General features: G+C 55.2%; 5 protein-coding genes. 2 read left to right on the forward strand and 3 right to left on the reverse strand.

The genetic code is table 11. The features are described 5' to 3' along the window. Nucleotides 1-118: 118 nt before the first annotated feature. From argF to PMW70_RS09525, 3 genes are all read right to left on the reverse strand, one after another. Nucleotides 119-1,126 carry an ornithine carbamoyltransferase gene (argF, locus tag PMW70_RS09515; RefSeq protein WP_117584179.1) on the reverse strand — a complete coding sequence of 336 codons (1,008 nt, stop codon included), beginning with the start codon at nt 1,124-1,126 and terminating at the stop codon, nt 119-121. A gap of 86 nt (nt 1,127-1,212) precedes the next feature. After that, nucleotides 1,213-2,457, reverse strand: a complete 1,245-nt coding sequence (locus PMW70_RS09520) for an arginine deiminase (RefSeq protein WP_117648555.1) — start codon at nt 2,455-2,457, stop codon at nt 1,213-1,215. Between the two features lie 42 nt (nt 2,458-2,499). Further along, on the reverse strand, nt 2,500-3,936 hold the full coding sequence (locus PMW70_RS09525; protein WP_271744721.1) for a YfcC family protein: 1,437 nt from the start codon (nt 3,934-3,936) through the stop codon (nt 2,500-2,502). Nucleotides 3,937-4,213: 277 nt separating this feature from the next. Between PMW70_RS09525 and PMW70_RS09530 the strand changes: the two genes are divergently transcribed. Together PMW70_RS09530 and PMW70_RS09535 are read left to right on the forward strand one after the other, a co-directional pair. Then, nucleotides 4,214-5,464, forward strand: coding sequence for an arginine deiminase (locus PMW70_RS09530; RefSeq protein ID WP_158549404.1), 1,251 nt, complete (start codon nt 4,214-4,216; stop codon nt 5,462-5,464). A gap of 1 nt (nt 5,465) precedes the next feature. Then, nucleotides 5,466-6,116, forward strand: coding sequence for a LexA family transcriptional regulator (locus PMW70_RS09535; RefSeq protein ID WP_117641077.1), 651 nt, complete (start codon nt 5,466-5,468; stop codon nt 6,114-6,116). Nucleotides 6,117-6,233 lie beyond the last annotated feature (117 nt).

Consider the following 6,233-nt stretch of genomic DNA (forward strand, 5'->3'; position numbering starts at 1 on the left):
CTCACGGCCTGGATCTGCTCGACGGGGTTGTTGCCGAGGGCGTTGCCGCCAAGGGCGACGACAATACGATCGGGCTTACCGTACGGTTTACTCATAGTGTTCGTTCACTTCCCAGCTACTAGCGAAGCGTCGCGTACATCATGGCCTTAATGGTATGCATGCGGTTCTCGGCCTCCTGGAACACACGAGACTGCGCGCTCTCAAAGACCTCGTCGGAAACCTCCATCTCGGTCACGCCGAACTTCTCAGCAATCTCGGCGCCGATGGTGGTCTGCGTATCGTGGAAGCTCGGCAGGCAGTGCATAAAGATGGCGCCGGGGTTTGCCTTGGCCATGACCTCGGGCGTTACTCGATAGGGAGAGAGAAGATCGATTCGGCTCTTCCACAGCTCCTCAGCCTGGCCCATACCGACCCAAACGTCCGTATAGATAACATCTGCATCCTTGACGCCCTCATCGATATCCTCAGTGAGCTGGATCGTGCAGCCATTCTGAGCGGCGATCTCCTGGCAGCGCTCAAGAAGCTCGGGATCGAAGTGCGTGGCGCCCTCGACATCGCCCTTGGGTCCGCAGGAGCAGAAGTTAATGCCGAGCTTGGCGCAGATAACCATCAGGGAGTCGCTGACGTTGCCCTGCTCCTTACCCATATAGGTGAGCTTCATGCCGCGCGTGTCGCCAAACTCCTCACGCATGGTAAGAATGTCGGCAAGGGCCTGGGTGGGATGGTACTCGTTGGTCAGACCGTTCCAGACGGGAACGCCAGCCTTGGCGGCAAGCTCCTCGACGATCGACTGGTCGGAGCCGCGATACTCAATACCGTCATACATGCGACCGAGCACGCGGGCGGTATCCTCGATGGACTCTTTCTTGCCCATCTGCGACGAGCCGGGGTCGAGGTAGGTCACGCCCATACCCAGGTCCATACCGCCGACCTCGAAGGCACAGCGCGTGCGCGTTGAGGTCTTCTCAAACAGCAGGACAATGTTCTTGCCCTCGAGAAAGCGGTGCGGATAACCGGCGCGCTTCATATCCTTGAAGTTCTTTGAGAGGTCGAGCATGTACTCGATTTCCTCGGACGTAAAGTCAAGCAGGGTAAGAACGCTTCGACCAGAAAGATTAAGAGCCATGATTTGAATCCTTTCGATTGTTGGAACACACAAGGAGGGATGGGCGGCGCAGACGCACACGCGCCGCCCAGATACGCTAACGCTGACTAGATTTCCTCACGCCAGAACGGCATGGTCATGCAGCGCGGGCCGCCGCGACCGCGAGAAAGCTCCTCGGAGGGGGCGACGAGCAGCTCGACGCCGGCCTTGTAAAGAGCATCGTTGGTGACAACGTTGCGCTCATACACGCAGACCTTGCCCGGTGCGACCGCAAGAGTGTTGGAACCATCGTTCCACTGCTCACGGGAAGCCTCGATCGGATCGCCACCACCGCACTCAATCATGGTGATGTGGTCCATACCCGTCGCAAGCTCGAGAATATGCTGCAGGGTGCCCTCGAGCTCCTCGATATGCACCTCCCCCTCCGAATCGCCCTTGGTCAGGCGGTAGGCACGAAGCGTCTGGTAGATGCCAGGATAGACCGTGAACTTATCGCGATCGACCTGCGTGCAGACGGTGTCGAGGTGCATGTAGGCGTAGCCGTGCGGGATCTTGATGGCATAGATGTTCTCGATCTCGGCCTCATCGGAACCCCAGAACATATTCTTGGCGAGCTCATCGATGGCCGCAGTCTGGGTGCGCTCGGAAATACCGATGGCGAGCGTCTTGGCGTTGATGTTGAGGATATCGCCGCCCTCGATATGCCACTCGCTGTTGTGGTCGTACCAGATGGGGCTACCGGCATAATCGGGATGGTTGCGGAGCACCGTTTCGTAGAAGATTACCTCGCGGTTGCGCTGATTCCAGTACATGCGGTTCATGGTAGCGCCCTTGCCCACGACAGCCAGAGGGTCACGGGAGAAATACGAGGCCGGCATGGGGAACAGCACCATATCGTCAGCCTTCAACTCCTCGCCGTCCATACTGGCAAGAGAACCGCCAACCTTGGGGATCTCGAGGTCGCGAACGTAGAGGCCGCCCATGGCAGCAAGGACAAACTCCTTGTTGTCCTTAATCGAATCAAGCTTCTCGACAACGGCCTGGCGAAGGGCCGCGTTGGAGATGCCGGACTCACCCATGAACTTCGTCATGAACTCTGCGCGAGTGCCCTCGACTTTGTCAAACGTCTCAGCGAGCAGCTCTTCCATATAGACGACCTCGGCGCCAGCGCCGCGAAGAAGGTCGGTAAACTGATCGTGCTCTTTCTGGGCATAGTCCAGATAGAACGCGTCGTGAATCCAAACGCGGTCGAAATCCTCCGCCTTCATGTTTACAAGATCCATACCGGGGCGATGGACGCACACCTTCTTGAGGGCGCCAATCTCGCTATGAACGTTCAGTCCTTTGTTCATCTCTATCCTTCTTTCTCACAACTTGTATGTGGGGTTTTGCATTTACGGCAGGGGGATAAGACCCGAAACCGCAGTGAATGCCATGCAGATAACGCTTACGACCAGGAAGAATTTCCAAGCGACCTTCCACCACTGGCCAAGCGGAATCTTACAGACGCCAAGACCGGCAACGAGCATCGCGCTTGTCGGCGAAATGAGAGACATGGCAGCACTGCCCATGGAAAGGCCGGTAACTGCAGCCTCGGGGTTTAAGCCCATCAGCTCAACAAGCGGGCCGAAAATGGGAATCGTAAGAGCAGCGATGCCCGAGGAGCTCGGAACGAGGATCGACAGAAGGTTATCCACGACGTAGAGAATGCTCGTAAAGATAACTGCCGGAACTCCAGAGAGAGCCGTGGCGAGCGTGTTGAGAATCGTATCGATGATGAGGCCGTCATTGGCGATTACGAGGATTCCGCGGGCGAGGCCAACAACGATGGCCGAGAACGCGAAGTCTGCAATTCCCTTAACGAACTCTCCCGCGATCTCCTTCTCGTTCATCCCGGAAACTACACCCGAAAGAAGGGCCATGGCCAAGAAAATCGCAGAGATTTCGTTCATGTACCAGCCCTGGGCCACCAGGCCCCAAATGATGGCGGCAAGTCCAAGCACGAAAATAACCATAACGGCTTTCTGCCTACCGGTGAACTCGCTATCGAGGAGATTCTCGTCCGCACCAAACTCTTTGCGCTTCTCGATATCATCGTGGAAAGCTGGGGATGCCTCGGGATTCTTCTTAACCTTGAGGGCATACATCACAACCCATGCGATGGCAACTGCAGTGAGCACGACAAGGGCGATAGTACGCAACCAAAGCTGGGGGTTGCCCTGGATACCGAGGATGCCCTGGGAAATCAGGACGTTGAACGGGTTTACGGTAGATGCGATGTATCCGATACGGGCACCCACAAACACCGTCATGAACGCTGTAATTGAGTCGAAGCCCATGGCCATCATGATCGGCATAAGAATCGCAAAGAACGGAAGCGTCTCCTCTGCCATACCAAAGGTGCTGCCGCCCAAGGCAAAAAGCGCCATTAGGATCGGAATGATGAGGACGTCCTTGCTCTTGAACTTCTTCACCACTCGGGCGACGCCGCTCGTGATGGCTCCGGTCGCCGTGATGACCTGGAAGGAACCTCCCACAATCATAATGAATGCAACGACCTCGACCGCTTGCTGGATGCCGATCGCAGGGGCCTCAAGTACTTCGAAGATGCCTTGGCGAAGATCGACCTCGTTGCCGTCCTCGTCCGTATAGACCTTATCGACAGGCTCATAGGTGCCCGAGACCGTTACCTCGCGACCGTTAACCTCCTGGCGCTCAAACGAACCCGAAGGCACGACCCAGGTCAGAACGGCAAATACGGCCATCAAGACGAGAATGATGGTGTACACGTGCGGGACTCGAAGAGTGCGCTTCTTTTCTGTCTCTGCCATCTCTCCTCCTTAATTCAGGGGTTTTTCGTTGCCGGCAAAGCCATTGTGTCATCGCGCAAAACACCCTTCCGTCTCTTCGCCCGCCAACGAAGCGCATCGACCCGTAAACGGACTTTAGATTGACGTAATTTGTCAATTTGCTTTCTAGATTGATGTTTAACATCAATTACTAAGCCGGTTCGTACCATTCACCTGTGACAGATATGATGTAAATTGAATCGAACTCGTAATGTGCCACTATGGAAGCAATCAATACTCATCGCCAAAGCGAGGTCTTATGTCCGCACTACATGTTCAAAACGAAATAGGAAAGCTAAAAAAGGCCCTCCTGCACTGCCCCGGCCCCGAAACGCGCAACTACCCCGACGGGCAGTTCAATCGGGTCTTTACGTTGCGTCCGTCTAGCAGCTCATTCGATCTTGATAAAGCCCTTAGGGAGCATCATGCTTACTCGGCGATGCTCGAGCACGAAGGGGTAGAGATTCTCTATCTTGAAAACCTTCTTACCGAAGCCCTTGATGCGACAGAGCAAGCGCGTCGCTCTTTTATCGATAGCTACATTTCAGAATGCGGCGCGCGGGGCATTGAGCTCGAGTCTGCCATTCGCGAGTATCTTGAGCATATCGAAGGTTCCCGCGACCTGGTCCAGGCAGCCGTCAACGGCGTTCGCTACTCCCAGGTCTTCGACACGAACAAGGAGGTGTTCAGCCTCTCAAAGCTGACGGGAGACGCATACTCACCCGACGACCTTCTCATAGCCCCCCTTAACACCATGTGGTTCACGCGCGATCCAGCAAGCGTCATCGGCGAAGGTGTCACGCTCAACCATATGTACTGGCCAGAGCGCAACCGTGAGGTTATCGCCTATAAAACGATTTTTAACTATCATCCGGATTTCCGCGAGACTCCTCAGTTCTTCAAGCATGAATCGACTTACCACATTGAAGGCGGCGACCTTCACAACCTCAACAGCGAAAATGTAGCCGTTGGCATCTCTCAACGAACCGAGCCAGCAGCTATAGACACCCTAGCGAATAACTTGCTCTGGGACGAGAACTCGACTATTGAGTCCGTATGGGCCATTGAGGTTCCCTACGATGATCTCTGCATTCATCTCGACACATACTTTGCTCGTGTTAACTATGAGACATTCCTCATTGACCGGGAGCTCCTGGACCAAGCGCGAGTCTACTGCATTACACGAGGCAGATCGGAAAGGACAACCCGGGCGCGTCATGTCGAAGGCGGACTAAAAGAAGCGCTGGGATTAGCCCTGGGTTTAAGTTCACCGCAATTTATCCCTTGCGGCGGCTCAAATCCCGGAGCGGCAGAGGTCGAAAGAACCAACAATGCCATAAGCACCCTTTGCCTGGAGCCCGGCAAGGTCTGCGTATACGAAGAGAACACCGAGACTAACAAGGCACTGGAGCAGGCCGGTATTGAACTTGTTCCCATCTCTATCTTTGAGCTGACAAACGGCTTTGGCGGCCCCAACTGCCTCTGCCTTCCCCTCGTCCGCGCTTCATAACATGGGAACGGGTCAAAACATAAAGGCGCTTCGCAAGCGCGACCAGCTCACGCAGGAGGAGTTCGCGGCACTCGTCGGCGTCTCCAAAGAAACGGTATGCCGTTGGGAAAAGGACCGCTATGCCATCCGCCGGTCGACACTGCTCAAGATCGTTTCGAAATTCAATCTGCAGTTTGACGACCTCGCATCGGAAACCGCAGGGCTTGCCGCAAAGCTCGACCACGAGGGGCGGAAGGGGGAATCCAAGGAAACTACTACTGACTCCCTTTGTGATGTATTTAAAATTCAGATGAATGGAGGCAGAACGGGACTCAAGCAGACCGGAACAACGGCGCTCCCCTCATCCGTATTCAAAAACCATCGCGGGTGCTTCTTTGTTCAAATGGACACATCTGCCATGTCCAAATGCTATCCGATAGGATCCCTTCTCCTAGTGGACCCCAACCTGAAACCCTGGAACGGATGCTCCGTCCTCGCCTTGGCCGATAATTCCAGAATGGTCATACGGCGATATAGCACCGGCACGAACACCGTGATGCTGTCATCCTACTCATATCGCACGTCGGAACCGGATATTGTGCTGGACAAACGCCGAATCAGGATTCTCGGAGTCATCGTCTGGTTTCAGGCATCCCATGACCTGAGCATCTAACCAAATTTGTTCTTGTTTACCCCCTGCACACATCTCAAACAGCAAAAGCCCCGCAGTCGGAGCGGACTGCGGGGCTCATGAAGAGAGGCTAGTTTGTGGGCGCTTTGCCTGGCGCCC

The organism is Collinsella aerofaciens, assembly GCF_028209625.1.
GTDB classification, from domain to species: domain Bacteria; phylum Actinomycetota; class Coriobacteriia; order Coriobacteriales; family Coriobacteriaceae; genus Collinsella; species Collinsella aerofaciens_AM.